The sequence below is a fragment of the Candidatus Methylobacter favarea genome, from assembly GCF_902806695.1.
GTDB classification, from domain to species: domain Bacteria; phylum Pseudomonadota; class Gammaproteobacteria; order Methylococcales; family Methylomonadaceae; genus Methylobacter_B; species Methylobacter_B favarea.
Genome location: NZ_CADCXN010000018.1, coordinates 1 through 4469, shown reverse-complemented (window position 1 = coordinate 4469; position 4469 = coordinate 1). Strand labels below are relative to the sequence as shown.

At 49.5% G+C, this 4469-nt stretch carries 4 protein-coding genes and 1 pseudogene; 4 read left to right on the top strand and 1 reads right to left on the bottom strand.

The features are described 5' to 3' along the window. The first annotated feature begins 150 nt into the window (after positions 1 to 150). The 3 genes and pseudogenes from HUX64_RS19520 (at position 151) to HUX64_RS02195 (ending at position 2341) form a co-directional block, all read left to right on the top strand. Positions 151 to 1008 (top strand): annotated as a pseudogene (locus HUX64_RS19520) (class I SAM-dependent methyltransferase). A 90-nt stretch (positions 1009 to 1098) separates the two neighbouring features. Beyond that, on the top strand, positions 1099 to 1848 hold the full coding sequence (locus HUX64_RS02200) for a class I SAM-dependent methyltransferase (protein WP_174624612.1): 750 nt from the start codon (positions 1099 to 1101) through the stop codon (positions 1846 to 1848). A gap of 133 nt (positions 1849 to 1981) precedes the next feature. Next, positions 1982 to 2341 carry a VOC family protein gene (locus HUX64_RS02195; RefSeq protein WP_174624611.1) on the top strand — a complete coding sequence of 120 codons (360 nt, stop codon included), beginning with the start codon at positions 1982 to 1984 and terminating at the stop codon, positions 2339 to 2341. 447 nt (positions 2342 to 2788) lie between these two features. Here HUX64_RS02195 and HUX64_RS02190 read toward each other — a convergent pair whose 3' ends face one another. Further along, positions 2789 to 3016 (bottom strand): RNA-dependent RNA polymerase family protein, encoded by a 228-nt coding sequence (locus HUX64_RS02190; protein ID WP_246246875.1) that lies wholly within the window; start codon positions 3014 to 3016, stop codon positions 2789 to 2791. A gap of 527 nt (positions 3017 to 3543) precedes the next feature. Between HUX64_RS02190 and HUX64_RS02185 the strand changes: the two genes are divergently transcribed. Continuing rightward, on the top strand, positions 3544 to 4469 hold a 926-nt coding region (locus tag HUX64_RS02185), incomplete at its 3' end, for a WD40/YVTN/BNR-like repeat-containing protein (protein ID WP_343034369.1).

Here is a 4469-nt window from a genome sequence, read left to right as displayed (position 1 = left end):
TGCCTTGCTCTCCTGATAGGGAAGGGCAACAGGGAATTTTTTCCAAAAAGCGAGAGCTACCCGTGTAAAGATTTTCTTCGTTGGGAGTGCGTTCAACCGCTGTCACTTTAATAAAAGCGGCCACTCGAAAGAAAAGAAGGAGGGAAGCGAATGCAACAGGACCGGGCCGCAAAGCCGGATAACACGGCCGTGCGAACCGCACTATGGCGGGCACTGCATGTGCAAGCAGACGCGCTGCCGCACGTATTTGAAGATGAAATTGGCTTGAAGCTGATCGAACCGGATGAAGATTGGCGTAACCGCCCTGACATGAGTTCGTTCACAAAACCATTCCGGGCGTCGATTTTGGCTCGGGCTCGATTTATCGAAGACTTGGTCGAAGAACAGGTTTCCTCAGGTGTTGATCAGTATGTTCTTCTCGGCGCGGGCTAGGATTCGTTCGCACAACGCAGGCCTGATTTTGCTTCTCAACTGCACATCTTCGAGCTGGATCAGCCGGAATCTCAAGAGTGGAAGCGTCAGCGCCTTTTGGCTGCCGGCTTTGATATTGCTGATCACCTCAAGCTCGTGCCGGTGGACTTCGAGGCCGGCGACAACTGGTTAGAGCGACTGATTGCATCAGGTTTTGACGATAGGCGCCCGGCAGTTGTTACATCTACCGGTGTAAGCATGTATTTGACCAAAGATGCAATCATGTCGACCTTACGCCAAATTGCGACATTCGCGCTTGGTTCCACATTTGTCATGTCGTTCCTATGCCCGATTGAAATGCTAGATCCTGAGATACGCATAGGGGTCGAGCGTGCTGCAGAAGGTGCGCCTGCCAGTGGCACGCCTTGGATCAGCTTCTTCAAGCCAGGAGAGATAATGATTCTTGCCCGTGAAGCGGGGTTTGAGAAGGTGCAGCATGTGTCGGCCGCCGCTCTGGCGGAACGCTACTTCGCGGACAGGTCAGACGGCCTACGTCCACCAAATAACTCCGAGGAACTGCTGGTGGCAACGGCTTGAATGCCCAACAAATCGCTGCAGCCGACCGCCATCCCGCTCTGCGGTCTGTCGACTGCTGAGCTTTAGCGTTATGTCTCAATAGGATAAACAATGTCTCAACAAAATTGGAATGCATCCGAATATATAAAACACGCTTCATTTGTGCCAACAATGGCAAATGATGTTGTTGGCTTATTGAACCCTCAAGAAGGCGAAGAAATTCTTGATGTCGGTTGTGGCGATGGTGAGCTTACCCGATTACTTCAAGAAAAAGGCTGCTCAGTCATTGGGATTGACTCTAGCCCTAGCATGATTGAGATGGCAAAAACTCGTGGAATAACAGCTTATGTAATTGATGGACATAATATAGCCTACCAAAATAGATTCGATGCCGTTTTTAGTAATGCTGCACTGCACTGGCTAACCCAACCGGAAAAAGTGGTTAAGGGCGCCTACTTAGCACTGAAAGAAAATGGGCGCTTTGTTGCGGAATTCGGTGGCGAAGGAAATATCGCTGCATTATTGAGAGCAATGCAAGAGGTGTTTGAAGAAAATACTGAATTTGGCCAGTTTCATATGCCTTGGTTCTTTCCTTCTGTTGAAGAGTATCAAGGTTTACTTGAGCAGGCTGGATTCCATGTCAAATATATTAAGCTTATCGCAAGGCCAACACCTCTAAAAAGTGGTATTGAGAAATGGCTGGAAATATTCGCAGAGGGTATTACTAGCCATCTGAGCCAAGAACAAAAAACTACTTTTTTACGCTCAGTGAAAGGTAAGCTTCTTTCTGTTCTTTATACAGAACAAAATGGCTGGGTTGCCGATTATGTACGATTGCGCTTTGAGGCAACAAAGCCATAACATGGCGCTTAAGCGGGACGGTCGCTATCGCGCCCGCCCCTTAGCTCTACGTTCGGCACCTTCACACGTATCCCGTAGACTTCTTTGTCACTGCTGGCATCGGTCACACAGAGCCCGGCTCGGAGGAGAACAAATGAACCTGCAGAAGATCTACACCGCCTTGCTCACCGCAGACCTTGCTGCGGCCGAAGGCTGGTATACCAAACTGCTCGGTCGCGGACCGGATCACCGGCCGATGGACACGTTGGTGCAGTGGGATCTCTTCGACCAGGGCGGGCTGATGCTTTCAAGTAGCGACGAGATCGCCGGCAAAGGCGTGATGTTCGTTTACGTCGACGATCTCGCAGCCGAGCGCCGAAGGCTGCAGGGCCTGGGGATCGCGCTCGGGGACGACATTCTGGGCGACTATTCGACGCTGGCGCAGCTGCGCGATCCCGACGGCAACCTCATCACGCTGGCGACGCCGCCCTCGCGGCCTTTTTCGCCTGCATGACCGCGCCGAAAGAATGAAATCCGCGGCATGGCGCCTAACAACAGCATGCAGCGGCGTCCGCTGCTGAGCGTTGAATGCCCGCTTTCAGGAAGACCAATCGTACAAAAAAATTTTTTGACTGTCTTTTGATGGCCGAAATTACCAGTCCAAATTCAAACGAAATTAAAAATTTCGAGGACCACTTCCGATAAATTATTGGCGGACTTATCCCTAATTTTAGAGGGCTACTTTAGCGGATAATATTCATTAATGGGCTCACAACACCTCATTTTTATGCACTGGATAGAATCAAATAAAGTGGGAAATTCTAATCGATAAAATCACTTAATGTGAGAAGGCAAAACGCCAGGTGCAATTAATGTGAGAAAAAGTGAATTTATAAAATCAGTTAATCCGAGATAAAAAAGACGGATAAGTGCAAGAAATCGTGATTATGAAATCAAGAAACTACACATAGCGATCAAAAGGAATGCGAGGGTAATTTCTCTGCATCCAGGTATCAAACGCATAATGCATGAAGAGATTAGCTAGTAAGGGGCTAATCACTCCACCTTGAGGCGTGCCTTTGGCACGGTCAACAAGCGTTCCATCATCTAGCAGAACCGGCGCTTTTAGCCATCTCTCGATGTATAGCCTGATCCATTTACAATCGGTATGTTTTCGAACAGCGCGCATCAACATTTTCAATCATGAGTGTTTCCATAAATTTGACTTCAAACCCCAATTTCAATCAGGCGTCAATGCGTAACTTCTATTTAAGTCACAATATTCCTTGCTGGTTTTAGACCTCGGCCTTCAGGCCGAAAGGAGCGCCCCGCAACAAGCGAAGCGAATATGCTTTCTTGGGCCCGAATTGGGAAGAGGATGCAGAGCCCTTCCCAATCATTAGCTTCATTCCGCAGGGATGTTTCCTTATTGCTACCCGTCATAAAAATGGCTGATAAGCGGGGCAACCACCTGTCCCAGACCGGCCTCGCACAGACTCATTTGCCGTGGAAGCCTGACTATCTGTACAACTTTTTTGTATTTAAACATAAACAAAGTTGCCAATTGACTTTACTCCTTCTCCTGCGGGAGATGGTTGAAAGAGGAGAATAACATCAACTATTTATATCCCTCAAGCCTGCCCCTTCTCCTTCAAGGAAGAAGGGGCAGGCACGTGTGTAGATGCCTATGCCCAGGAAGAGAATCATAATTGATGTTTGACCCAGGGTGTGTTAGGTTTATACCCAAGCATAGTCAGATATGCGGCCGGGGAAAGGCGCGGCAAGGTTGCTTCTTATCAGTCAAAACATCGCTACGGCGACTGCGAGGTGGGAATGAACAGAGTCATGCCCGTGCTTGAGCATAGCACAACTAAATATAACGCCAAAGTCCTGATCTGCATCTGTTTGCTCTTGGCGGGCGGTTTTGCAGGCACAGCCAAGGCGGGCATCAACAAATGGACAGCTATTGGACCGGAAGGGGGATCGATTAACACTGTGGTTGTCAGTCCCAGTGATCCTATGATTCTGTATGCCGGCACTAACTCGGCTGGCATCTTCAAGAGTACCAACGGCGGCGCCAGCTGGCAGGCGATCAATAGCGGACTGCCTAGTCGCTTCATCTCTGCCATTGCCATTGACCCCGTTAACCCCGAAATCCTATATGCCAGTGTCGTCATTGATGCGGCGGGAGTCTTCAAAAGCACCAACGGCGGCGCCAGTTGGGTTAATACCGGCTTGTCTGGTCCTATAACTACCCTCGTTATTGATCCTCAAGATCCGTTGACCCTATATGCCGGCGGTTATGGCGGCGTTTTTAAGATCACTAACGGCGGCGCGAGTTGGCAGACTATGGACGGGCTATTAGGCTTATCCATCTCTGATTTAGCCATTGACCCCATCAATCCGATGACCGTGTACGCCATCGCTACTCGCTATTTCTTCATGAGCAAAGACGTTGGCCTCTTTAAGAGCACCGATGGAGGCACCAATTGGCAGGCTATCAACTCCGGACTGGATGAATTCACCGTCTCTACTATTGTTATTGATCCTGTGAACCCGACAACTCTGTATGCCGGCACCGATTCGGAAGGCGTCTTCAAAAGCACCAACGGCGGCGCTAGTTGGCAAGCCATCAACTCCGG